Raw genomic sequence first — 22,499 nt, 5'->3', positions numbered from 1 at the left:
AATGGGACGAAGAATTCAGGGTCAGCGACGCGGGCGCGGCGGGTCGACCTTCCGCGCGCCGTCGCACCGATACAAGGCTGAACTGTCGCACAAGAAACCCGAGAGCGACGTGCTGTCCGGCGAGGTCGTCGACGTCGAGCACGACCCCGCGCGCAGCGCGCCGGTCGCCCGCGTCGAGTTCGACGACGGCGACCAGCGTCTCGTCCTCGCCAGCGAGGGCGTGGGCGTCGGAGATACCCTCGAAGTCGGTGTCTCCGCGGCCGTCGAACCCGGGAACACGCTCCCGCTCGCCGAAATCCCCGAAGGGGTTCCGGTGTGCAACGTCGAGCGTCAGCCCGGCGACGGCGGGAAGTTCGCGCGTTCCAGCGGCGTGAACGCGGACCTCATCACGCACGAGCGTGACGCCGCGGTCGTCCAGCTGCCGAGCGGCGAAGTCAAGCGGCTCTCCCCCGACTGCCGCGCCACCGTCGGCGTGGTCGCCGGTGGCGGCCGCACCGAGAAGCCGTTCGTGAAAGCGGGGAACAAGCACCACAAGATGAAATCGCGCGGCACGAAGTGGCCGCGCGTCCGCGGTGTCGCGATGAACGCCGTCGACCACCCGTTCGGTGGCGGTGGCCGCCAGCACCCCGGTCGTCCGAAGTCCGTCTCGCGGGACGCCCCGCCGGGACGGAAGGTCGGGGACATCGCGTCGAAGCGGACCGGCCGAGGAGGCAACTAACATGAGTACGGAATACCGCACCGGCCGCGAGGGTGAGTTCACCTACCGCGGCTACGACCTCGACGAACTCCAGGACATGAGCCTGGACGAAGTCGCGGAACTGCTGCCCGCGCGTACGCGGCGAAGTATCACCCGTGGCCTGACCGACGAGCAGGAGAAGGTCGTCGAGAAGGCGCGCGAGAAGTCGCCGGAGGAGACCGCGAACAATCCGATTCGCACGCACCTCCGCGACCTCCCCGTTCTCCCGGAGTTCGTCGGCCTGACGTTCTCCGTCTACGACGGACACGAGTTCGAGCGCGTCGAGGTCGAGCCCGAGATGATCGGGCACTACCTCGGCGAGTTCCAGCTCACGCGCACCTCGGTCGAGCACGGGCAGGCGGGTATCGGCGCGACCCGCTCCTCGAAGTTCGTGCCGCTCAAATAACAATGGGGATCAACTACAGCGTCGACACGGACCCGGAAACCACCGCGAAAGCGATGCTCCGCGAGGAGCCGATCAGCCTGAAGCACTCGAAAGCGATCTCGAAGGCTATCAGGGGCAAGACGGCGAGCGAGGCCGAATCCTTCCTCGACGCCGTCATCGCGGAAGAACAGTCCGTGCCGTTCAAGCAGCACAACAGCGGCGTCGGCCACCGAAGCGACATCGACGGCTGGGACGCCGGTCGCTACCCGGAGAAGGCGTCGAAGGCGTTCCTGCGTCTTATCGGGAACGCGAAGAACAACGCCGACCAGCAGGGGTTCGACGCGGACACGATGGTCGTCTCCCACATCGCCCCGCACAAGGTCGGGGAGACGCAGGGCCGCAAGCCCCGCGCGATGGGACGTGCGACCGCGTGGAACACGCCCGAGGTCGACGTCGAACTCGTCCTCGAGAAACCAGACGAGGTGAGTGAATAATGGCAGACGAAGTCGAATTCATCGAACAGGGCCTTCAGCGCTCCCAGATAGACGAGTTCTTCGGTGAAGAGCTCGCGCGCGCTGGCTACGGTGGCATGGAACTCGCGCCCACCCCGATGGGAATCCAGATCGTCCTCAAGGCCGAGAAGCCCGGGATGGTCATCGGGAAGGGCGGGAAGAACATCCGGAAGATCACGACGGAACTCGAGGAGCGATTCGACCTCGAGGACCCACAGATCGACGTGCAGGAGGTCGACGAACCCGACCTGAACGCGCAGATCGTCGCGGACCGTCTCGCCAACGCGCTCGAACGCGGCTGGTACTTCCGGAAGGCCGGTCACACGACCATCGACCGCATCATGGAGTCCGGCGCGCTCGGCGCTGAAATCGTCCTGAGCGGGAAGGTCACCGGCGCCCGCAGCCGGGTCGAGAAGTTCAACCGCGGCTACATCAAGCACAACGGTGAGCCCGCGGAGGAGATCGTCGACCACGGCCAGGGTGTCGCGGTGATGAAGCTCGGCACCATCGGCGTGAACGTGAAAATCATCCCGCCGAACGCCGAACTCCCCGACGACTTCGAAATCGCGGAGGACGCCGACATCGCGGACCTCGTCGTCGACGAGGAGGAACTCGAAGGCGAGAGCGTCGAGGAACTCCTCGAAGGCGAACCCGAAGACGAGGAACTCGGCGGTCCCGAGGGCGAAGCGCCCGGCGAGGACGCGACCGAGGACATCCCGGACGATGTCGCCGAGGAAGAAATCGACGACGCGGAGGTCGAGGCCGAGGAGGGCGCGAGCCCGACCTCGCCGCCGGACTCCGAGGAGACAATCGAGGAGGAACTCGACGAGCTCGCGGCTGACGTCGAAGCCGAGGAAGAAGACGTCGACGAGGAAGACTTCGACGACCTCGAAGCCGGTGTCGAGGAGGAAGCCGAAGAACTCCTCGAGGAAATGGACGAGGAAGAAGAAGAGGAGGGTGAGGAATAATGGCTATCCTTCACGTCGAAGAAATCCGTGACATGACGCCCGCCGAGCGCGAAGCCGAACTCGACGAGCTCGAAACCGAGCTCCTCAACGCGAAGGCCGTGCAGGCAGCGGGTGGTGCGCCGGAGAACCCCGGTCGCATCAGCGAACTGAAGAAGACGATTGCGCGGATCAAAACGATCCAGAACGAAGAAGAAGCGTAGCGGGATGCTCACGCCCGAGAACCTCCCGCGACACGAACTCGTCGGCCTCCACGTGGAGGTCGTCGATTCGACCGACCCCTCGCGGGTCGGTATCGCGGGCCGCATCGTCGACGAGACTATGCGCACGCTTCTGGTCGAGCCACGCTCGACCCAGCGGGCGAGCGCTGACCGACCGGAGGCGCGAGCCGAGGGCGAATCCGAAGGTTCTTCAGGTGTGAAGCGCGTTCCAAAAGTAGGAACGACGTTAGAGGTCAGACTCACAGATGAACCCGCAGCCGCCCCGAAGGCGGCTGGGACCGCGTCGAAACCCGCCAGTGGCGATCCAGATTCGGAGACCCAAACTACGGGCGACGGCGCGGCCTACGTTACGGTGGATGGAGTCGTTCTGCTCTCACGACCCGCGATGCGAACAGAGAAAGGAGTTAATTCACAATGGCGATAGGACTGAACGTATCCGAGCCTGAAGGCACCTGCGCTGACGAGAGCTGTCCGTTCCACGGAAACCTTTCCGTGCGCGGTCAGGTCATCGAAGGCGAGGTCGCCAGTACGGCCATGGACAAATCCGTCGTCGTCGAGCGCGAATACGACGTATTCGTGCCGAAGTACGACCGGTACATGAAGCGACGCTCCCGCGTCAGCGTTCATGCACCCGAGTGCTTCGACCTCACGGAAGGCGACACGGTTCGTATAGCTGAAACCCGACCGCTCTCGAAGACCAAATCTCACGTGGTCGTCGAACTCGTGGAGGGTGAAGACTAATGGAAGCAATCAAGGCAGACGTCACGCAGGGTCTTGAGAAGGGCTCGCTCATCCGGTGTGCGGACAACACCGGTGCGCGAGAGCTCAAGATCACGAGCGTCGCCGGCTACCAGGGGACGAAGAACCGTCACCCGAAGGCCGGCGTCGGTGACAAGGTCACCGTCTCCGTCACGAAGGGGACGCCCGAGATGCGCCGTCAGGTCCTCGAAGCCGTCATCGTGCGGCAGCGCAAGTCCATCCGGCGGCCGGACGGACAGCGCGTGAAGTTCGAGGACAACGCGGCCGTCATCATCGACGACATGGAAGAACCCCGCGGGACCGAGATCAAGGGCCCGATCACGCGCGAGGTCGCGGAGCGCTGGGGGAGCATCGCAAGCACCGCGACGATGATCGTATAGATATGTCTGAGCAACCACGCAAACAGCGAACTCGATCGGAGCGCGCGAGCCTCCACGAGCGACAGAAACAGGTCCGCGCCCACCTCGCGGAGGACCTCCGCGAGGAGTACGGGCAGCGTCACGTTCGCGTGAACGCCGGCGACACCGTCGAGGTGCAGCGCGGCGACTACGCCGGAACGGAAGGCGAAGTCACGAACGTCGACCTGCGCGACGCCTCCGTTTACGTCGAAGACGTGACGGTCGCCGCCGCGGACGGCGAGGACGTGCCGCGTCCCCTGGACGCGAGCAACCTCCTCGTCACCGAGCTCGACCTGGAGGACGACGTGCGCGCAGAACGCATCGAAGGTGACAACGAATGACGAAACACCAGAAACGACTCTCCGTTCCGAAGTCGTGGCCCGTCGAGCGGAAGACGGACACGTTCACGGCGAAGGCGACCGCCGGCCCCCACGGGGAATCCGGCGTGCCGCTCGTCGTCGTGCTTCGTGACGTGCTCGAGTACGTGAACACGAAGAAGGAAGCGAAGTACGCCATCAACAACGCGGGCGTGCTCGTCAACGGTGCGACCGTGAACGATGTCAACCGTCCCATCGGGATGTTCGACATCCTCGCGTTCCCCGACCGCGACGAGTACTACCGCGTGTTCCCCGACGAGGGCGGCCGACTCGGCCTCACGGCCATCGACGAGGACGCCGCCGGTTCGAAACTCGGGAAGATAGAGGGCAAGACGCTCGTCAGCGGTGGCGACGTCCAGCTCAACCTCCACGACGGCCAGAACATCCTGGTCGACGAGGACGAGTACAGCGGGACTGACTCGGTCGTCATCGACAACGAGACGAACGAGGTCGTCGCGCACTTCGTCTTCGAGGAGGGTGCGCTCGTCACCGCCGTCGCCGGCCAGCACGCCGGCGACATCGGCGAAATCGACGAGATTCAGGTCGCCCCCGGTAGCGCGGACAACACCATCGTGGTCGACACCGACGACGGCTCGTTCGAGACCGTGCAGGACTACGTCGTCGTCATCGACGAGAACTTCGTCGAGGGTGATGACGAATGAGTGAAGCCGAGTTCGACAACGAGATGCGCGAACCGCGCGTCGAGAAGGTCGTCGTCCACATGGGCGTCGGCCAGGGTGGCCGCGACCTCCAGAACGCCGAAGAGATTCTGGAAGAGATCGCCGGTCAGGAGTCCGTTCGCACCACCGCGAAGAGCACCGAACCCGAGTTCGGGATTCGCCAGGGCGACCCGATCGGCGCGAAGGTCACGCTCCGCGGCGACGACGCGGAGGACTTCCTCTCCCGTGCGCTCCCCCCCGCCAACCTCACCGAGTCCAAGTTCGATAAGACTGGGAACGTGAGCTTCGGCGTCGAGGAACACACGGACTTCCCGAGCCAGGAGTACGACCCGAACGTCGGGATTTACGGGCTTGACGTCACCGTCAACCTCGTCCGCGGCGGGTATCGCGTGTCGAAGCGCGATACGTGCACGCGACAAATCCCGTCGAACCACCGACTGACGCCCGAGGACGCCATCCGGTTCCTCGAAGCGAACTTCGACGTCGAGGTGGACGCATGAGCGACGAACACGAAGAAACCGGTCAGTCCCACGAGTGCCGCCGCTGCGGCCGCAATCAGGGTCTCGTCGGGAAGTACGACATCTGGCTGTGCCGACAGTGCTTCCGCGAGATCGCTCGGACGATGGGATTCAAGAAGTACAGCTAACAATGACAGGAAAAGACCCACTCGCCGACGCCCTCTCGGGACTCGATAACTCCGAGAGCGTCGGCCACCTCACATACACGGTATCGACCGCCTCGAACATGGTCGGCTCCGTCCTCGAGGTCCTCTACGACCGCGGGTACATCGACGGGTTCGAATACGTCGAAGACGGCCAGGGCGGCACGTTCGAGGTCGAACTGAAGGGTGCCATCAACGAGTGCGGCCCGGTCAAGCCCCGTTACTCCGCGGGCGTCGACGACTTCGAGAAGTGGGAGAAGCGATTCCTCCCCGCCCGTGACTACGGGACGCTCGTCGTGACGACCAGCCGCGGCATCATGAGCCACTACGACGCTCGCGAACAGGGCGTCGGTGGCCAAGTAATCGCATACGTCTACTAATGGCACGAATAGAACTCGAAATCCCGGACGACGTGACGGTCGAGGTCGACCACCTCGACGTGACGGTCGACGGCCCGGAGGGGTCCGTGACGCGACGCCTCTGGTATCCCGACGTTAGCGTGTCCGTCGATGGCGACCTCGTCGTTATCGAGAGCGACACCGAGAACCGCAAGACGACCGCGACGATGGGGACGTTCGAGAGCCACCTCTCGAACATGTTCCACGGCGTGAGCGCGGGCTGGGAGTACCGGATGGAAGTCCATTACTCTCACTTCCCGATGCAGGTGAACGTCGAGGGCGACGAAGTGGTCATCGAGAACTTCCTCGGTGAGCGCGCGCCCCGACGAACGCCTGTCCGCGGCGACACCGACGTCCAGGTGGACGGCGAGGAACTCACCCTCTCCGGCCCCAGCAAGGAGGACGTCGGGCAGACCGCCGCCGACATCGAACAGCTCACGCGGGTGACGGACAAGGACACGCGCGTCTTCCAGGACGGCGTGTACATCGTCGAGAAACCCACGGGAGGTGCCTAACGCATGGCTGACGAACCACAAGAACTCGAAGACATCTCCGGCGTCGGCCCGTCGAAGGCCGAGGCCCTCAAGGAGGCCGGCTACGAGACCATCGACGACGTGAAGGCGGCGAGCCAGAGCGAACTGGCCGACGTCGACGGCGTCGGGAACGCGCTCGCGGCCCGTATCAAGGCCGACGTCGGCGGACTCGAAGTCGAGTCCGAGACGGAGGGCGAGGTCGAGGAGGCCGAGCCGGCGGAAGAAGAAGAATCGGAGGAGGAAGTCGAGACGGAACTCGTCCCGCGCGGGCACGCGGAGAAGACGCCCGACCTGGACGAGGAGACGAAGCGCCTGCTCTCGCAGCGCGACCGTATCGGCACGCCCCAGTTCAACCGACAGGACCACCACAAGAAAAAGCGCGTCTCCACGTCGTGGCGACGCCCCCGCGGCACGCTCTCGAAGCAGCGCCGCGGCATCAAGGGCAAGGGCGACACGGTCCAGGCCGGTTTCCGGTCTCCGACCGCCGTTCGGGGCAAGCACCCGAGCGGGTTCGAGGACGTTCTCGTGCACAACGCGAGCGACCTCGACGATATCGACCCCGACACGGAAGCCGCCCGCATCGCCTCGAAGGTCGGCGGGCGCAAGCGCGAGACCATCGAGGACAAGGCGGAAGACCTCGGGATTCGCGTCCTCAACCCCACCTACGTGGAAGTCGAAGTGGAGGGAGACAATGAGTGACCTGAGCGCACAGAAGCGGCTCGCAGCCGACGTCCTCGACGTCGGTGAGAACCGCGTCTGGTTCGACCCCGAAGAACAGGGCGAAATCGTCGACGCCATCACGCGAGAGGACATCCGCGAACTCGTCGACGAGGGAATCATTCAGTCGAAGGACGCCCGCGGGAACTCCCGTGGCCGCGCACGCGAACGCAACGAGAAGCGCGCGTACGGCCATCGGAAGGGCCCCGGTACCCGGAAGGGGAAGGCGGGCGCTCGACAGAACGAGAAAGAACAGTGGGAGGCGAAGATTCGCGCGCAGCGACGGACGCTCCGCGAACTCCGCGACGACGGCGAACTCACGCCCAGCCAGTACCGCGACCTCTACAACATGGCGAACGGTGGCGAGTTCGACAGCGTCGCACGCCTCGAAACGTACATTGACGAACACTACGGTGAAAACTAATGGCAACTGGACCACGCTATAAGGTGCCGATGCGGCGACGCCGCGAGGTCCGGACCGACTACCATCAGAGGTTGCGCCTCCTCAAATCGGGGAAACCCCGGCTTGTCGCTCGCAAGAGCAACAACCACGTCACGGCGCAGCTGGTCGTTACCGGACCCAACGGCGACGAAACCGTCGCATCCGCGACGTCCGAAGACCTCGCAGAGTACGGCTGGGACGCCCCAACGGGCAACCTCCCGAGCGCGTACCTCACCGGCCTTCTGGCCGGGCAGCGAGCCGTCGACGCCGGTTTCGAGGAAGCGGTCCTCGACATCGGTCTGAACACGGCGACGCAGGGGTCGAAGGTCTTCGCGATGCAGGAAGGCGCCATCGACGCCGGCCTCGACATCCCGCACAACGACGACGTCTTTGCCGACTGGCAGCGTACTCGCGGTTCGCACATCGCGGAGTACGCGGAGTCGCTCGACGACGGCCTGTACAGCGGCGATTTCGACGCCACGGAACTGCCCGAGCACTTCGACGACGTGCTCGAAACGATTACGGAGGACTAACATGAGCTACGACAGCTGGCAACCCAAGACACGCCTCGGTCGCCTCGTCCAGGACGGCGAGATCGACACGATGTCGGACGCGCTCAACACCGGCCTCCCGCTCAAGGAGCCCGAAATCGTCGACACTCTCCTTCCGGGGATGGACGACGAAGTGCTGGACATCAACATGGTTCAGCGCATGACGGACTCCGGCCGCCGCGTGAAGTTCCGATGCTCGGTTGTCGTCGGGAACCGCGACGGCTTCGTCGGATACGCCGAGGGGCGTGACGACCAGGTCGGTGGCGCCATCGAGAAGGCGATCGGTATCGCGAAACTGAACATCATCGACGTTTCCCGCGGCTGTGGGTCGTGGGAGTGTGGCTGTGGGCGTCCGCACACGGTCGCGCTCAAGACGACCGGGAAGGCCGGGAGCGTCGAAGTCGAACTCCGTCCCGCCCCGCGCGGCCTCGGTCTCGCGGGCGGTGAGACGGTTCGGCACGTGCTCGACCTCGCCGGTATCGAGGACATCTGGACGCGCTCGTCCGGGAAGACCCGGACGACGGTGAACTTCGCGAAAGCGACGTTCAACGCGCTCCGGAACACGGCGGAGGCACGCATCCCCGAGCGCACGCGCGAGAAGCGCGAGGTGATCGAGTGATGCAGGCAGTCGTGCAGCTCCGCGGCGACGTGAACATGCGTGAGACCGTGGAGGACACGCTCGACATGCTGAACCTCCATAGCGTGAACCACTGCGCGCTCGTCCCCGAGACGGACACCTACCAGGGGATGATCGCGAAGGTCAACGACTACGTCGCGTACGGCACGCCCAGCGAGGACGTGCTCGTGACGTTGCTCTCGAAGCGCGCGGAACCCGCGGAGGGTGACGCGGACGTGGACGACGAGTGGCTCGCGGAGAACACGGAGTACGACTCCGTCGAGAACCTCGCGGCGGCGCTCCTCGACGAGGAGACGACGCTTCGCGAACAGGGTCTCTCGCCCGCCCTCCGTCTCCACCCGCCCCGCGGCGGTCACAAGGGAATCAAGCAGCCGCAGGCCGACGGCGGCCAGCTCGGCAAGCACACCACAGAGGAGCTGGACAGCCTCCTCGAGGAGATGCGATAACAATGACTGATAAGAAACGACGCCAGCGCGGCACGCGCACGCACGGCGGCGGCAGTCACAAGAACCGGCGTGGCGCCGGTCATCGTGGTGGCCGTGGGCGCGCCGGTCGCGACAAACACGAGTTCCACAACTACGAACCGCTCGGCAAACACGGGTTCACGCGCCCCGAGAAGGTCCAGGAGACCGTGCTCGAGATCTCCGTCCGCGAACTCGACGAGGACGCCGCGCTGTTCGCGGCGGACGGTCTCGCGGAGGAGACGGACTTCGGGTACCGGATTGACGCGCGCGACGTGGTCGAGGACGGTCACGAGGCCGACGCCGTGAAGGTGCTCGGCGGCGGGCAGGTCCGAAACCAGCTCGAGGTCACGGCGGACGCGTTCACCGCGTCCGCGGTCGAACTCATCGAGGAAGAGGGCGGGGACGCCGTCCTCTCCGAGCGCGCGGAAGAAGAGAACGAGGACTAACCGATGGGCTGGAAGGAGGCTGCTGAACCGGTCCTCACGCGGATGCCCGCGGTCCAGCGACCGGAAGGACACGTTCCGTTCAAGCGCAAGCTGGCGTGGACGGCTGGTATCCTCGTCCTTTACTTCTTCCTGACGAACATCCCCGTCTGGGGTGCAGGCGGTCTCGCGGGTAACGACGCCTACGGGCGGTTCCGGAGCCTGCTCGCGGGCTCGCAGGGGTCGGTGCTCCAGCTCGGTATCGGACCGATTGTCACGGCGAGCATCGTTCTCCAACTCCTGGGTGGGGCGAACCTCCTCGGGTTGGACACGAGCGACCCCCGAGACCAGGCGCTCTACCAGGGTCTCCAGAAAGTCCTCGTGATTGCGATGATCGTCCTCACCGGACTGCCGATGGTGTTCTTCGGGAACTACCTCCCACCGCAGCAAGCCGTCTACTCGGCGCTCGGCATCGGCTCGTTCGGCATGCAGGTCCTGATATTCGCCCAGATCGCCGCTGGTGGCGTCCTCATCCTGTTCATGGACGAGGTCGTCTCCAAGTGGGGTGTCGGGTCCGGTATCGGACTGTTCATCGTCGCTGGCGTCTCGCAGAGCCTCGTCACGGGCATCATCGACCCGTCCGCGGGTATCATCGCGACGTGGTTCAGCATCATCACCGGGTCGCTCTCGGTGCCGCCGCTGCTCACGTCGCAGGGCCTCGGATTCCTGCTCATCGACGCCGCACTGCTCTCCATCTTCACGACCGCGCTCATCTACGGCGTCGTCGTGTACGCGGAGAGCGTTCGCGTCGAGATTCCGCTCAGTCACGCTCGCGTGAAGGGCGCACGGGGTCGGTTCCCGGTGAAGCTCATTTACGCGAGCGTCCTGCCGATGATTCTCGTTCGCGCGGTCCAGATGAACATCAGCTTCGTCGGCCGCCTCCTGCACAATCAGCTCGGTGACGCGGGAATGCCGAACTGGCTCGGCGTCTACTCGGACGGCCAGGCGGTGAACGGGCTGTTCTACTTCTTCAGCCCGATTCAGAGCCGTGGCGAGTGGATGCCGTGGCTCGGGCAGAGCGCGGCCACCCACGAGGTGTGGGAGATCGCGCTCCGCGTCGGCGTGGACCTCACGTTCATGCTCGTCGGCGGCGCCATCTTTGCGATCTTCTGGGTGGAGACCGCCGACATGGGTCCGGAGGCGACCGCGAAACAGATCCAGAACTCGGGCATGCAGATTCCCGGGTTCCGGCAGAACGTCGGCGTCATCGAGAAGGTCATGGAGCGCTACATCCCCCAGGTGACGGTTATCGGGGGCGCGCTCGTCGGGCTGCTCGCCGTCCTGGCGAACATGCTCGGCACCATCGGCCAGGTCACCGGGACCGGCCTCCTGCTCACCATCTCCATCACGTACAAGCTGTACGAGGAGATAGCTGAAGAGCAGATGATGGACATGCACCCGATGATGCGCCAGATGTTCGGGAACGAGTAGTTCCTTTTTAACCCGTTTCCGCGATACGTAGCCTGCGGCTCGAAACTGTCTTTTGTGCGGGATTCGAGTCGACGTGTATGTACGACGTTCGGGGTGTTCGCTGAGTGCGCATCCTCGTTATCGGTGCGGGCGAAGTCGGGTCGAGTATCGCGGGGAGTCTCGCGGACGCGCACGAAATCGTCGTGTTAGACGTGGACGGCGACCGCGTGGACTCCCTGACGTTCGAGCACGACGTGCTCGCGATTCAGGGGGACGGCACTTCGCTGGACGACCTCGAAGCGGCGGATGTCGAGTCCGCAGACGTGGTTATCGCGAGTACGGACGCCGACGAGACGAACCTCGCGGCGTGCGGGACGGCGAAAACCGTCACGGACGCGTTCACCATCGCGCGCGTGGAGCAGCCCTCGTTCCTGCGGACGTGGCAGCGCTCCCGCGGCGTGTTCGGCGTGGACTTCATGGTGTGCACGGACCTCTTGACCGCGCAGGCTATCGTTCGCATCGTCGGACTGCCGACGGCGCGGGACGTGGACCCGTTCGCGAACGGCCTCGTGCAGATGGCGGAGTTCGAGGTCGACGCGGACAGCCCGATTGCGGGGCAGACGGTCGCGGAGGCGGACACGTTCGACGCGCTGACGTTCGCGGCGCTGGTGCGCGACGAGGAAGTCGTGTTACCGCGCGGCGACACCGTTATCGAGCCGAACGACCAGGTGGTCGTCATCGGGCGACCGGACCGCGTGGAGGCGTTCGCGGGCGCGGTGTCGCCGGACGCGGAGACGGATGTGGATGACGTGGTCGTGGTCGGCGGGAGCACGGCCGCCTATCAGGTGACGCGGCTGTTGGAGGAGCGCGGCCTGTCACCGACGCTCATCGAGCAGGACGAGGCGCGGGCGCGCGAACTCGCGGAGGACCTGCCGGACACGACCGTCCTCCAGCACGACGCGACGGACCGTGACTTCCTCGAACGCGAACACATCGGTGACGCGGACTTCGTGGTGTCGATGCTGGATTCGGACGAGAAGAACCTGCTCGTCTCCCTCCTCTCGAAGCGCGTCGGCGCGGCGCGTACGGTCGCGGTCGCGGACAACCCCCAGTACGTCCCACTGTTCCAGACGGTCGGCGTGGACGTGGCAGTGAACCCGCGGGAGGTGACGGCGGAGGACATCACGCGGTTCACGCGCGAGCGCCGCGCGGAGAACGTCGCCATCATCGAGCCCGAGAAGGCCGAAGTGCTCGAAGTGGAGGTCGGCCCGGACAGCGTGCTGGTCGGCCGGCCGATTCGGGAGGCGGTCGCCGACCTCCCCAAGGGGTTCGTCATCGGTGCTATCACGCGAAACGGTGAGTTCGTCACGCCGCGCGGCGACACGGTCATCGAGGCCGGCGACCACGTGATCGCGCTCGTGACGAGCGAGGCGCACGACGAGGTCGCAGACCGGCTATGAGGACGTGGGTGGAGTGGCGGGCGAGCGTCAGCCTGGTCGGCACGGTCGTGAAGTGGCTCTCGGTGCCACTCCTGTTCCCGCTCGCGCTCGCGGCCTACTACGGCGATGGCGTCACCGTGTTCGTGGCGACCATCGCGGTCGCGTTCGGCGTGGGCTGGCTTCTGGAGCGATTCGACGCCGACCCCGACATGGGGTCACGGGAGGCGTTCCTGATGGTTGCGTTGACGTGGCTCGCGGTGAGTGTCGTCGGCGCCCTCCCGTACCTCGTCGAGGCGCACGGCATCCCGGGTGTCGTCGCGGGGAGTCCGGATTCGACGCTCGCCGACCCCGTGAACGCGCTGTTCGAGTCGATGAGCGGGTTCACGACCACGGGCGCGACCGTGATGGGGCACATCTCGTTCGACCACCACTCGCGGGCGCTGATGATGTGGCGGCAGGTGACGCAGTGGCTCGGCGGCATGGGTATCGTCGTGCTCGCGCTCGCAATCCTCCCCCAGCTTTCGGTCGGCGGTGCGCAGCTGATGGAGGCGGAAGCCCCCGGCCCCGGCCTGGAGAAGCTCACGCCCCGTATCGCGCAGACCGCACGGCGGCTCTGGGCGCTCTACATCGGTATCACCGCGCTCGAAATCACCCTGCTCTACGGTGCGAACCAGCTCGGGTTCGCGCCGAACATGGGGCTCTACAACGCGGTCGCACACGGTTTTACCACGCTCCCGACGGGCGGGTTCAGCCCCGAAGCCCGCTCGATTGAGGCGTTCTCCGCGGTCGCGCAGTGGATCATCATCCCGTTCATGGTCGCGGCGGGGACGAACTTCGCGCTGTTCTGGCACGCCACCATCGGCGGCGGCCGCGAACTCCTCGACGACGCGGAGTTCCGCGCGTACGCGGGCGCGCTCGGCGTTCTCACCGCGATTGCCGCGGGGCTGCTGTTCACGGGCCAACTCACGAACGTCGAGAACGTCGGTCGCATCGCGGGCGCGGTCGAACCCGCGCTTCGGCACGCAGCCTTCCAGGTCGTCGCCATCGTCACGACCACGGGGTACGCGTCGATGGACTTCACGCTCTGGGGGGAGCCTGCGAAGTATCTCCTGTTCGCGTTGCTGTTCGTCGGCGGGAGCGCGGGCAGCACGGGCGGCGGAATCAAGATAATTCGCTGGATTGTCGTCGTGAAGTCCATCAAGCGAGAGCTGTTCAGCACCGTCCACCCGGACGCGGTGAAGCCCGTGCGGCTCGGCGGACACGCACTAGACGAGAAGTCCGTGCGGGGAATCCACGCGTTCACCCTTCTCTACCTCAGTATCGTGCTCGTCGGGACGTTCCTCGTCGCCGTGTTCGGGACGCACGGCGGCGAACCGCTCACGGTGTTCGAGTCGCTCGCCGCCACCGCCTCCACCGTCGGGAACGTCGGCCCGGCGTTCGGGTTCGCGGGACCGATGGATAGTTATCTCTCGTTCTCCGCGCCCGCGAAGCTTCTGATGGTCGTGTTCATGTGGGTTGGCCGGCTCGAAATTCTCCCCGTGCTCGTCCTCCTCACCCGGACGTACTGGTCGAGTTGAGGATAACTCAATATATAGGGAATGAATTGGTTCTTCTCGAATAATACTAGTGTTTTATGGCGAATGAGCAACAAAGGGTGGTATGGCACGAGTTGGCACGGAACGCGGTCGGCGTGTGCTCGCGCAGCGAATCGCGGACACGACCGAGACCTGCGCGGACTGCGGGTTCACGGGCACGCTCCTCGGGAGCGCGTGGCGGACCTCCGTCGGCCGGCACGCCCGCCGCGACACGACCGTCTACCGGCTCCGCTGTCCCGACTGCGGCGAGCGAACCGCGGTCGAACTCACGCTCTGAACGCCTCGAGCGTGTCCGTGGGGACGCTCGTCGAGGAGTACACCTTCACGAGGTCGTCCGCGCGCAGCGTCGTGTCCCCCTTCGGCGTGATGGTCGCGCCCTCGCGTTCGACTGCGACGACGAGCACGTTCTCACCGACGAGCCCGGCCTCGTTCGCCTCCTGGAGCGTCTTCCCGTCGAGAGGGGCGTTCGCCTCCACCGTCACCGCGATAACTTCGTCGTCGGTCCCGTGCCCGAACGGCTCCCGAGACGCGTCGTCGGCCGCGTTCGGACCGAACGGCCCGTACGGCCGGTAGTGTTCGTCCTGCAGTAGCGCCTCGTCCTCGATGTCGAGGCCGACGTTCGTCAGCTTCCGCGCGAGCCGCGAGAGGTCCTCTGTGTCCGTTCCCACCACCTTCACTGCGAGGTTCCCGCGGCCGCTCATCACCTCGCGCACCTGCACGACGCCCGGCACGTCGAGCGCCTGCTGGGCGAGGTGCGCGCGTTCCGACGCCGACGCCGTCGCCGTGATGACGTTCGTGAGGCGGCCCTCCACGCGCTCGTAGTCCACGTCGGCGTGGTAGCCGCGGATGACGCCCGCGTCCTCCAGCTTCCCGATGCGGTTCCGGACCGTCCCCGGGGAGACGTCCATTTCCTCGGCGATGTCGGGTGCGCTCGTGTTTCGAGCGTCCCGTTCGAGCGCGTGGATGATACGCCGGTCGATATCGTCGAACTCGTAACTCATACTTGTATCTCGTTCCGGATTACGGAATATCTGTCGGCGTCGGCCGCGACTTCAGTCAGTACGCTTTTTACGTGGACGGCCGTCGTCTGGCGTATGTCTGACTCTGCGGAGGTCTCCGACGACTCCCCCGACGTCGAGGCCGAACTCTCCAGGGACATGGGCCTCTGGGGAATCACGTTCATCGGTATCGGCGCGATGATTGGCGCGGGCGTGTTCGCCCTCACCGGCTTCGCCGCCGGTCTCGCCGGCCCCGCACTCCTGCTCGCGTTCCTCCTGAACGGCATTATCGCCTCTTTCACCGCGATGAGCTACGCCGAACTCGGCGCCGCATTCCCGCGGTCGGGCGGCGCGTACAACTGGGTCACCGAAGCCATCCCCCGCCCCTGGGGCTTCTTCACCGGCTGGACGAACTGGTTCGCGCAAGCCGTCGCGTGCGCGCTCTACGCCGTCACGTTCGGCTCCTTCTTCGTCGAGTTCCTCGTCATCCTCGGCCCGCTCCACCACGACTTCGTGCTGTTCGGCGTCATCACGCACTCCGTCCTGGCGAAGGCGCTCGCCGCGCTCGTCGTCGCGTTCTTCGCGTACATCAACTATCGAGGTGCGGAGGAGACCGGTCAGATCGGTATTGTCGTCACCACGATTAAGGTCATTATTCTCGGCGTGTTCGTCGTGTTCGGCTCGCTCGCGACCGTGAAGGACCCGACCTGGACGACGAAGTTCCTCGGCGAACGCGGTTTCTTCGCGAACGGCGTCACGGGCGTGCTCGCCGCGATGGGATTCACGTACGTCGCGTTCGAAGGCTACGACATCATCGTGCAGTCCGGCGAGGAAGTGAAGAACCCCGGGACGAACATCCCGAAAGCCATCTTCTACTCCATCGTCGTCGTCATCCCCATCTACATCCTCGTCGCGTTCGCCGCAATCGGCGGCATCGACATCACCGCCGACATCCTCGAAATCGCCGGCGTCTCCGGAACCCCCGCGGACTGGACGACCTGGCAACTTCTCGGCGAGATGGGTGAACTCGGCATCATTCAGGCCGCCGGCCAGTTCGTCCCCTACGGCCTCCCCCTCCTGCTCGTCGCCGGACTGACCGCGACGATGAGCGCGCTGAACGCGACGCTCTACGCGTCCTCCCGCATCGCGTTCTCGATGAGTCGGGACAAACTCCTCCCCGACCCCCTCGCGCGCATCCACGACGACACTCGCTCTCCCTACCTCTCCATCTTCGCGTCCGGCGGTATGATCGGCCTGATGGCCATCGTACTCCCCATCGAGTCCGTCGCAGCCTCCTCGTCCGTGATGTTCCTCCTGCTGTTCTCGATGGTGAACGTCGCGGTCATCGCGATGCGGAAGAACCGCCCCGACCTCGAACGTCCCTTCGAGGTGCCGTTCATGCCCGTCCTCCCGATTCTCGGCATCGTCTTCCAGCTGTTGCTCGCGCCGTTCCTCCTCACGTCGCTCGGCCTCCAGCCGGGTCTCGGCCCCGAGTCCGAGGGGTTCGTTGCGCTCGTCACGATGCTCATCTGGTTCGCGCTCGGCGTCGGCGTCTACTACAGCTACTCCCGTGAGCGCGAACTCGAACGCATGGAAGCACAGACGCCCGCGGTCGTCACGGAACGCGCGCCCGAGGACCGCGAGTACCAGGTAGTCGTCCCGGTGTCGAACCCGGAGAACGTCGAACAGTTCATGCGGACCGCCATCGACCTCGCGCAGGAGAACGACGGCGAAATCCTCGTGATGAGCGTCGTCACCGTCCCCCAGCAGACGCCCATCGCGGAAGGCCGGGCGTTCGTCGACGAGAAGCGCGAGGTTATCGACGAGGCGATGTCGTTCGCGGAGGACGAGAACGTCCCCGTCTCCGGCACCGTCCGCATCGGCCACGACGTCTCGACGGCCATCCTGAACACGCTCGAACAGCAGTCCTCGGACGCCGTCCTGCTCGGCTGGCGGGGCCGCGGCCGCCGGCGTGACGCCGTGCTCGGGAGTAACGTGGACGCCGTCGTCACCGGCGCGCCGTGCGACGTGTTCGTCGAGAAAATCGGCGCCGACGCGGACGGGTCCGTGGACTCCATCCTCGTCCCCGCAGCGGGCGGCCCGCACGGCGAACTCGCCGCCGAGGCCGCGCGCGCTGTCGCGCACTCGGAGGACGCGCCCGTCACGCTGTTCCGCGTTCTCTCTGACGGCGACGATGTTGGGGCGGACGTGCTCGACAACGTGAAGGCCGCGCTCGGCGACGTGGAGGTGACCGTGACGGAAGTCGAGGCCGATGACGTGGCGGACGCCATCGTCGAGGAGTCCGCGAACCACGACCTCACGCTCGTCGGCGCGACCCGCGAGGGACTGCTCCAGCAGCTCGTGTTCGGCGCGATTCCCGAGGAAGTCGGCCGCCGCGCTGAGTCCACGGTGGTGATGGCGAAGCGGAATCTCGGTATCACGTCCCGCGTCCGCCGCTGGCTGCGCTGGGAATAGCTTCCGCAATCGACCGCTTTATGCCCGTGCCGCGGGCACTCGAACGTATGACCGACGCCGACCCACGGATTCTCATTCTCGGCGCACCGGGCGCTGGAAAGGGAACGCAGAGCCGTCGACTCGCGGAGAACTACGGCATCGAGCACATCACCACGGGCGACGCGCTCCGCGCGAACAAGCACATGGAGACGGAGTACGGCACGCCCGCGGAGTACATGAACGCCGGCGAACTCGTTCCGGACCCCGTCGTGAACGAAATCGTGAAGGCGGCTATCGAGGACGCAGAGGGCTTCGTGCTCGACGGCTACCCCCGGAACGAGTCCCAGACCGAGTACCTCGACGACATCACCGACCTCGACGTCGTGCTCTACCTCGACGTGGCCGACGACGAGCTCGTCCGGCGGCTCACCGGCCGCCGCGTCTGCGAGGAGTGCGGCGCGACCTACCACGTCGACTTCAACCCGCCCGCGGAGGAGGGTGTCTGTGACGAATGCGGCGGCGACCTCTACCAGCGCGACGACGACACGGAGGAGACCGCGCGCGAACGCATCAGCGTCTACGAGGAGAACACACAGCCCGTCATCGACTACTTCCGTGACGCCGGCCTGCTCGTCGAAATCGACGGCGAGCAGACGCCGGACGAGGTCTGGGCGGACGTGGAGGACGTCGTCGACGACCACCTCGACGCGTAACCGCGAGCGAGTAGGGACAGGTTGATGAACGCCCGCTGCAGACGCTTTAGGTAGATGGCTCGAACCGAACAGACAGTCCGGTCGCTCGTCCGCGAGGACCCCGAACTGGCGGACGCCCTCGAGCGCCTCCTCGACCAGCAGGAGGAGGGCGACGAGGACGTTCTGAAGTGGCGGAACGTGAAGGAGGACGTGACGACCGGGCAGTGGGGTCGCCTCATCGAGAAAGGCGTGCTGGAGGACGCCGCCGACGGGTTCCGGCTCGCTGACACGGACGAAATCCGTGAGGCGCTCTCCGAGGACGTCGAAGTCGAAGACGACGAGGAGTCCAGTTGGTCGCAGTGGGATAAGATGGCGGCCGTCGGTGCCGTCGCGATGATGGCCGGCTACTCCATCAACAGCGTTCGGAACACCGTCGGCGGTGCGCTCGACGTGCTTCTCGGGCCGCTCGACGCGATGTTGCCGTTCTACCTCGTCATCCTCGTGCTCGCGACCCTCACCGGTCTCTACTCCACCATCCTCCAGGACAACCTCATGGACATGTCCGGGATGGGCGAACACCAGGAGCGCATGCAGGAGATTCAGGACGCCCAGAAGGAGGCGCGCGCGAACGACAACGACGAGCGCCTCGAACAGCTCCGGGAGGAACAGATGGATCTCATGGGCGACCAGCTCGGGATGTTCAAGCAGCAGTTCCGGCCGATGGTCTGGATTATGCTCATCACCATCCCAGTGTTCCTCTGGATGTACTGGATGCTGCTCGCGGGCCACGTCGACGGCGGTGAGGGATATCTCGTCCTCCCGATGTTCGGCAAGCTCGAACTCCTGGACGGCGTCGCCGGGTTCTTCCCGGCGTGGATCGTCTGGTACTTCTTCTGCACGATGAGTATCGGCCAAATCCTCCGGAAGGCGCTCAACGTCCAGACTGGTCCGGACACGGCCTGACGGCGGTTCACAACCTCTTTACTTCGCGCGGGCCGAGGACTGATATGTTGATTACTATCTCGGGCCCGCCGGGGGGCGGGAAGTCCACGAACGCCGCCGGGCTGGCGGACGCACTGGACTACGAGCACGTCTCCGGCGGCGATATCTTCCGGGCGCTCGCGGACGAGCGCGGGCTCTCCCTCGCGGAGTTCAACGAACTCGCGGAGTCGGACGACCAGATCGACCGCGACCTCGACCAGCAGTTGCGGGAGACGGCGCGAACGCACGACGACCTCGTGCTCGAATCCCGGTTGTCGGGCTGGATGGCGGGCGAGTACGCCGACCTGAAGTTTTGGCTGGACGCGCCGCTCGAAATTCGCGCGGAGCGCATCGCGGAGCGCGAGGACAAGCCCGTGAGCGACGCGCTCGCGGAGACGGAGGAGCGCGAGGCGTCGGAGACCGCGCGCTACCGCGAGTACTACGGTATCGACTTCGAGGACCACTCCATCTACGACCTCGCCGTGAACACGGCGCGCTGGGGGGAGGACGCGACGCTCGACCTCCTGCTCGCGGCCGCCGAGGGCTACAATCCCGACCTGGACGAGGGGTCGACACCCGTGGATGGCGTCACGTACGAGTTCTGATGCGCGCACCACCAACGGACCGGTCGGTCGAGAGCCTGCTCGAATTCGGGGTTGTGAACCTCGACAAGCCGCCGGGGCCGTCCGCGCACGAGGTGTCGGCGTGGGTGCGGGACTTCGCAGGCGTGGAGAAAGCCGCGCACGCGGGCACGCTCGACCCGAAGGTCACGGGCTGCCTCCCCGTACTCACGGGGGCTGCGCCCCGGCTCGCACCCGCCCTCCTCGAGGGGTCGAAGGAGTACGTCGCCGTGCTCGAACTGCACGACGACGCACCGGCCGACCTCCGCGACGTGGTCGCTGAGTTCGAGGGACCGCTCTACCAGAAACCCCCGCGGAAGTCGGCGGTCGCGCGCAGGCTTCGCGTCCGCGAAGTCTACGCGCTCGACGTGCTGGACGTTCAGGAACGCCAAGCGCTCCTCCGCATCGAGTGCGAGAGCGGAACGTACGTCAGGAAGCTCTGCCACGACATCGGGCTGGCGCTCGGGACGGGCGGCCACATGGGCCACCTCCGCCGCACGTCCACTGGCCCGTTCGACGACACGGACCTCGTGACGATGCACGAGTACGTGGACGCGCTCGCGGAGTGGCGCGACCGCGGCACCGAGGACTGGATTCGCGGTGTCGTCCAGCCCGCCGAAAACGCGCTCGTCCACCTCCCCCACGTCACCATTGCGCCCTCGGCCGCGCGCGAAGTCGCGAACGGTGCGCCCGTTTACGCGCCCGGCGTCATCGACCACGACGACCCTGACCCCGGCGCGCTCGTCGCCTGCTGCACCCCGAACGGGTCCGCCGTCTGCCTCGGCCGCGCCACAAGCGACATCGACGCCGATTCCGGCGAGGCCGTCACGCTCGAACGCGTTCTCGTCTAGGTGGCGCGCGAAACGAAGCCCTTAACCCCCGGCCACCCCTCGAAACACGTGTGGGGCCGTGGGGTAGCGGTATCCTCGGCGCATGGGGTGCGTCGGACCCGAGTTCGAATCTCGGCGGGCCCACTTTTCAGTATTCATTGCCACAGAGCGGCTGCGACGGATCCATGCACGCGGCCCAGAACCGTGTGTATTGGGCGTTTCGTCGGTCGTTTTACGATATTTGGTAGAAGGCTTTTATCAGTCTCGCCGGTATGTTCGGGTATCGCGTGTCCCGAAATACCGTCGCCGTTGTCGAGGACGAGCACTCCGTCCGCGACCTCTACACGGCCTGGCTCGCCGACACGTACGACGTTCGGACGGCCGACACGCTCGCTGCGGCCCGCGATATTATCGATGACACGGTGGCTGTCGTGTTGCTCGACCGCCGGCTTCCGGACGGTTCGGGTGACGACCTGCTCGCGATGATCGACGAGCGCGACCTCCCCTGTCGTGTCGCGATGGTTACGGGCGTGGAACCCGACACCGACGTGGTTTCGCTGGGGTTCGACGACTACCTCGTGAAGCCGGTCGAGCGTGACGTGCTCGTCGAAACCGTCGAGCGGCTTGTCGACCTCCACGACTACCCGGGGGACGTCCGTGCGTACTATCAGACGGCCGCGGCGAAGGCGTCCCTGGAGGCCGCGAAATCACCGGCCGAACTCGCGAGCGACGAGCGGTACGCCGCGCTCTGCGGGGAGTTCGAAGCCCTTCAGGAACGGGTGGGGCCGACTGCGGGGACGACGGATCCGAACGCGGTTCGCGTGCTGTTCCGCGACCTCGCCTAGGTGTCGCCAAAGCACTTCAGAACGAGTGCGAGGAAGCAGACTGCGCCGATAGCCGGGACGATGAGCGTCAACATCGGATGGCTCGCGATGTGCGCGGCCTTCGCCAGCCCCACCGCGAGGTAGGCGGTGATGAACACCAGCGCGGGCGCGAGGAGGAGCCACGCTGTCAGCGGGGAGCGCTGTGTCGCCGTTGTCTCTCCGGCGTCGGGTTTGACGAACGCGATGTCCGTGACGCCGAGGCCGTGGGGCGTGCAGCGTCGTTTCACCATCCACCACGCGTCCCGGGCGTCGCTCGGGAGTTCGTGCACGAACACGATGAGGTAGTCGCAGTCGCGGCCGACGGTTTCGAGGTGGCGGTGGATGCCCGCGTGGCCGTACGCGGCGAGGCCGTCAACGAGTTCGACGCCGATGGTGTTCTCTATGAGCAGGTCGCAGTCCCCGCTTCCGTTCTGCACGGTCACGGAAACGTTCCCGAGTGCTTGGCGGAGTTCTCCCCGAATCCACTGCGCGAGATGGCGGCCCTCCGGTGGGGACGCGAGCGCCTCCGCATGGAGCGCTTGCTTGACCGACTCGAACAGGACTGCGGCGTCGTCGGCCGGCCGCTGTTCGGGTGTCGGCGTGGCGCGTGCGTTCCGCGCGGACTGATTCAGGGTCATTGGTCGTCGCTCGCCTGAACATCTCTCACGGCTCGGCCAAGTGTTACTGCCGAACCATATC

At 65.8% G+C, this 22,499-nt stretch carries 32 protein-coding genes and 1 tRNA gene; 31 read left to right on the top strand and 2 right to left on the bottom strand.

What is annotated here, in order from left to right; all coding sequences use genetic code 11:
* The first annotated feature begins 1 nt into the window (after position 1).
* The 24 genes from U3A55_RS08200 (at position 2) to U3A55_RS08085 (ending at position 14,639) form a co-directional block, all read left to right on the top strand.
* Positions 2 to 718, top strand: coding sequence for a 50S ribosomal protein L2 (locus tag U3A55_RS08200; RefSeq protein ID WP_330991001.1), 717 nt, complete (start codon positions 2 to 4; stop codon positions 716 to 718).
* A 1-nt stretch (position 719) separates the two neighbouring features.
* Positions 720 to 1,142 carry a 30S ribosomal protein S19 gene (locus U3A55_RS08195; RefSeq protein WP_145846446.1) on the top strand — a complete coding sequence of 141 codons (423 nt, stop codon included), beginning with the start codon at positions 720 to 722 and terminating at the stop codon, positions 1,140 to 1,142.
* A 2-nt stretch (positions 1,143 to 1,144) separates the two neighbouring features.
* A complete protein-coding gene (locus U3A55_RS08190) occupies positions 1,145 to 1,615 on the top strand; it encodes a 50S ribosomal protein L22 (protein WP_330991000.1) in 471 nt (156 codons plus the stop codon).
* Positions 1,615 to 2,601, top strand: coding sequence for a 30S ribosomal protein S3 (locus U3A55_RS08185; RefSeq protein WP_330990999.1), 987 nt, complete (start codon positions 1,615 to 1,617; stop codon positions 2,599 to 2,601). Before U3A55_RS08190 ends, U3A55_RS08185 begins: the two co-directional genes overlap by 1 nt.
* Positions 2,601 to 2,801, top strand: a complete 201-nt coding sequence (gene rpmC / locus U3A55_RS08180; protein ID WP_330990998.1) for a 50S ribosomal protein L29 — start codon at positions 2,601 to 2,603, stop codon at positions 2,799 to 2,801. The genes U3A55_RS08185 and rpmC overlap by 1 nt, the downstream gene beginning before the upstream one ends.
* A gap of 4 nt (positions 2,802 to 2,805) precedes the next feature.
* On the top strand, positions 2,806 to 3,243 hold the full coding sequence (locus U3A55_RS08175; RefSeq protein ID WP_330990997.1) for a ribonuclease P protein component 1: 438 nt from the start codon (positions 2,806 to 2,808) through the stop codon (positions 3,241 to 3,243).
* Positions 3,234 to 3,560: a 30S ribosomal protein S17 gene (locus U3A55_RS08170; protein WP_330990995.1), complete on the top strand. Its 327-nt coding sequence runs from the start codon at positions 3,234 to 3,236 to the stop codon at positions 3,558 to 3,560. The genes U3A55_RS08175 and U3A55_RS08170 overlap by 10 nt, the downstream gene beginning before the upstream one ends.
* On the top strand, positions 3,560 to 3,958 hold the full coding sequence (locus U3A55_RS08165; protein WP_145846457.1) for a 50S ribosomal protein L14: 399 nt from the start codon (positions 3,560 to 3,562) through the stop codon (positions 3,956 to 3,958). The genes U3A55_RS08170 and U3A55_RS08165 overlap by 1 nt, the downstream gene beginning before the upstream one ends.
* 2 nt (positions 3,959 to 3,960) lie before the next feature.
* Positions 3,961 to 4,317, top strand: coding sequence for a 50S ribosomal protein L24 (gene rplX / locus U3A55_RS08160; RefSeq protein WP_330990994.1), 357 nt, complete (start codon positions 3,961 to 3,963; stop codon positions 4,315 to 4,317).
* The gene (locus U3A55_RS08155; protein WP_330990993.1) at positions 4,314 to 5,015 is read left to right on the top strand and encodes a 30S ribosomal protein S4e; all 702 of its coding nucleotides are present in this window, start codon (positions 4,314 to 4,316) and stop codon (positions 5,013 to 5,015) included. The genes rplX and U3A55_RS08155 overlap by 4 nt, the downstream gene beginning before the upstream one ends.
* Complete coding sequence (locus U3A55_RS08150) at positions 5,012 to 5,533, top strand: 50S ribosomal protein L5 (protein WP_330990992.1); 522 nt, start codon at positions 5,012 to 5,014, stop codon at positions 5,531 to 5,533. Before U3A55_RS08155 ends, U3A55_RS08150 begins: the two co-directional genes overlap by 4 nt.
* Positions 5,530 to 5,679: a 30S ribosomal protein S14 gene (locus tag U3A55_RS08145; protein ID WP_145846467.1), complete on the top strand. Its 150-nt coding sequence runs from the start codon at positions 5,530 to 5,532 to the stop codon at positions 5,677 to 5,679. Before U3A55_RS08150 ends, U3A55_RS08145 begins: the two co-directional genes overlap by 4 nt.
* A gap of 2 nt (positions 5,680 to 5,681) precedes the next feature.
* Positions 5,682 to 6,074, top strand: a complete 393-nt coding sequence (locus U3A55_RS08140; protein WP_330990991.1) for a 30S ribosomal protein S8 — start codon at positions 5,682 to 5,684, stop codon at positions 6,072 to 6,074.
* Positions 6,074 to 6,607 carry a 50S ribosomal protein L6 gene (locus tag U3A55_RS08135; RefSeq protein WP_330990990.1) on the top strand — a complete coding sequence of 178 codons (534 nt, stop codon included), beginning with the start codon at positions 6,074 to 6,076 and terminating at the stop codon, positions 6,605 to 6,607. The genes U3A55_RS08140 and U3A55_RS08135 overlap by 1 nt, the downstream gene beginning before the upstream one ends.
* A 3-nt stretch (positions 6,608 to 6,610) precedes the next feature.
* Complete coding sequence (locus tag U3A55_RS08130) at positions 6,611 to 7,324, top strand: 50S ribosomal protein L32e (RefSeq protein WP_330990989.1); 714 nt, start codon at positions 6,611 to 6,613, stop codon at positions 7,322 to 7,324.
* Entirely contained in the window at positions 7,317 to 7,766 is a 450-nt protein-coding gene (locus U3A55_RS08125) for a 50S ribosomal protein L19e (protein WP_330990988.1), read from the top strand. Before U3A55_RS08130 ends, U3A55_RS08125 begins: the two co-directional genes overlap by 8 nt.
* Positions 7,766 to 8,317 carry a 50S ribosomal protein L18 gene (locus tag U3A55_RS08120; RefSeq protein WP_330990987.1) on the top strand — a complete coding sequence of 184 codons (552 nt, stop codon included), beginning with the start codon at positions 7,766 to 7,768 and terminating at the stop codon, positions 8,315 to 8,317. Before U3A55_RS08125 ends, U3A55_RS08120 begins: the two co-directional genes overlap by 1 nt.
* A gap of 1 nt (position 8,318) precedes the next feature.
* Positions 8,319 to 8,954, top strand: a complete 636-nt coding sequence (locus U3A55_RS08115) for a 30S ribosomal protein S5 (RefSeq protein WP_330990986.1) — start codon at positions 8,319 to 8,321, stop codon at positions 8,952 to 8,954.
* Positions 8,954 to 9,418: a 50S ribosomal protein L30 gene (gene rpmD, locus U3A55_RS08110; RefSeq protein WP_330990985.1), complete on the top strand. Its 465-nt coding sequence runs from the start codon at positions 8,954 to 8,956 to the stop codon at positions 9,416 to 9,418. Before U3A55_RS08115 ends, rpmD begins: the two co-directional genes overlap by 1 nt.
* A gap of 2 nt (positions 9,419 to 9,420) precedes the next feature.
* Positions 9,421 to 9,882: an uL15m family ribosomal protein gene (locus U3A55_RS08105; protein WP_330990984.1), complete on the top strand. Its 462-nt coding sequence runs from the start codon at positions 9,421 to 9,423 to the stop codon at positions 9,880 to 9,882.
* Positions 9,883 to 9,885: 3 nt separating this feature from the next.
* Positions 9,886 to 11,349 carry a preprotein translocase subunit SecY gene (gene secY / locus U3A55_RS08100; protein ID WP_330990983.1) on the top strand — a complete coding sequence of 488 codons (1,464 nt, stop codon included), beginning with the start codon at positions 9,886 to 9,888 and terminating at the stop codon, positions 11,347 to 11,349.
* 104 nt (positions 11,350 to 11,453) lie between these two features.
* Entirely contained in the window at positions 11,454 to 12,788 is a 1,335-nt protein-coding gene (gene trkA / locus U3A55_RS08095; protein ID WP_330990982.1) for a Trk system potassium transporter TrkA, read from the top strand.
* A complete protein-coding gene (locus tag U3A55_RS08090; RefSeq protein WP_330990981.1) occupies positions 12,785 to 14,344 on the top strand; it encodes a TrkH family potassium uptake protein in 1,560 nt (519 codons plus the stop codon). The genes trkA and U3A55_RS08090 overlap by 4 nt, the downstream gene beginning before the upstream one ends.
* 82 nt (positions 14,345 to 14,426) lie before the next feature.
* Positions 14,427 to 14,639: a hypothetical protein gene (locus U3A55_RS08085; RefSeq protein WP_330990980.1), complete on the top strand. Its 213-nt coding sequence runs from the start codon at positions 14,427 to 14,429 to the stop codon at positions 14,637 to 14,639.
* Here the strand turns inward: U3A55_RS08085 and U3A55_RS08080 are convergent.
* Positions 14,629 to 15,363 carry an Lrp/AsnC family transcriptional regulator gene (locus tag U3A55_RS08080; protein ID WP_330990979.1) on the bottom strand — a complete coding sequence of 245 codons (735 nt, stop codon included), beginning with the start codon at positions 15,361 to 15,363 and terminating at the stop codon, positions 14,629 to 14,631. The genes U3A55_RS08085 and U3A55_RS08080 overlap by 11 nt on opposite strands.
* Positions 15,364 to 15,456: 93 nt before the next feature.
* Between U3A55_RS08080 and U3A55_RS08075 the strand changes: the two genes are divergently transcribed.
* The 7 genes from U3A55_RS08075 (at position 15,457) to U3A55_RS08045 (ending at position 21,782) form a co-directional block, all read left to right on the top strand.
* Positions 15,457 to 17,835 carry an amino acid permease gene (locus U3A55_RS08075; RefSeq protein WP_330990978.1) on the top strand — a complete coding sequence of 793 codons (2,379 nt, stop codon included), beginning with the start codon at positions 15,457 to 15,459 and terminating at the stop codon, positions 17,833 to 17,835.
* A gap of 47 nt (positions 17,836 to 17,882) precedes the next feature.
* A complete protein-coding gene (locus U3A55_RS08070; protein WP_330990977.1) occupies positions 17,883 to 18,527 on the top strand; it encodes an adenylate kinase in 645 nt (214 codons plus the stop codon).
* A gap of 54 nt (positions 18,528 to 18,581) precedes the next feature.
* Positions 18,582 to 19,469 carry a DUF106 domain-containing protein gene (locus U3A55_RS08065; protein ID WP_330990976.1) on the top strand — a complete coding sequence of 296 codons (888 nt, stop codon included), beginning with the start codon at positions 18,582 to 18,584 and terminating at the stop codon, positions 19,467 to 19,469.
* Positions 19,470 to 19,513: 44 nt separating this feature from the next.
* The gene (gene cmk, locus U3A55_RS08060) at positions 19,514 to 20,092 is read left to right on the top strand and encodes a (d)CMP kinase (RefSeq protein ID WP_330990975.1); all 579 of its coding nucleotides are present in this window, start codon (positions 19,514 to 19,516) and stop codon (positions 20,090 to 20,092) included.
* Complete coding sequence (locus U3A55_RS08055) at positions 20,089 to 20,958, top strand: RNA-guided pseudouridylation complex pseudouridine synthase subunit Cbf5 (protein ID WP_442978291.1); 870 nt, start codon at positions 20,089 to 20,091, stop codon at positions 20,956 to 20,958. Before cmk ends, U3A55_RS08055 begins: the two co-directional genes overlap by 4 nt.
* 53 nt (positions 20,959 to 21,011) lie before the next feature.
* Positions 21,012 to 21,081: transfer RNA gene (locus tag U3A55_RS08050), tRNA-Pro, on the top strand.
* Positions 21,082 to 21,224: 143 nt separating this feature from the next.
* A complete protein-coding gene (locus tag U3A55_RS08045; protein ID WP_330990973.1) occupies positions 21,225 to 21,782 on the top strand; it encodes a response regulator in 558 nt (185 codons plus the stop codon).
* Here the strand turns inward: U3A55_RS08045 and U3A55_RS08040 are convergent.
* Entirely contained in the window at positions 21,779 to 22,438 is a 660-nt protein-coding gene (locus U3A55_RS08040; RefSeq protein WP_330990972.1) for a hypothetical protein, read from the bottom strand. The two genes, U3A55_RS08045 and U3A55_RS08040, sit on opposite strands and share 4 nt — an antisense overlap.
* Positions 22,439 to 22,499: the final 61 nt, after the last annotated feature.

Origin of the sequence: Salarchaeum sp. III, assembly GCF_036418315.1 — an archaeon.
Classification (GTDB): domain Archaea; phylum Halobacteriota; class Halobacteria; order Halobacteriales; family Halobacteriaceae; genus Salarchaeum.
The sequence above is the reverse complement of the archived record's forward strand: the minus strand, read 5'-3'. Positions and strand labels throughout refer to the sequence as shown.